Source organism: Pseudoalteromonas sp. RB2-MNA-CIBAN-0110, assembly GCF_040309305.1.
Classification (GTDB): Bacteria; Pseudomonadota; Gammaproteobacteria; order Enterobacterales; family Alteromonadaceae; genus Pseudoalteromonas; species Pseudoalteromonas arctica.
Map to the genome: position 1 here is coordinate 1 of NZ_JBEOOQ010000255.1, position 252 is coordinate 252.

1 protein-coding gene is annotated in these 252 nt (G+C 38.1%); it reads left to right on the forward strand.

The annotated features are described in order from the left end of the window. Nucleotides 1-252: TetR/AcrR family transcriptional regulator (locus tag AAEY68_RS21390; protein ID WP_350586863.1), on the forward strand; the 252-nt coding region annotated here is incomplete at both ends.

Sequence of the window (252 nt, forward strand, 5' to 3'; positions counted from 1 at the left end):
CAGCTAAAGCAGGCTTATATTGATTTTCAACTAGAGCTTTTAGAACAGGTGCGTAAAATAATACTTGGTTTACGCGATAGTGAAATGATTGCGATTAACGAGCAAGATGCGCTCGAACTTGCACACACGCTTAAATTAACAGTTAGTTTTTGGACCCCTTATATTAAAGCCCGCAGGCTCAGCGGTGCACTTGCCGAGCAAGATATTTATCATGGTATTTTAAAAGTATTAACTTTATTTAGAGCCTATAGT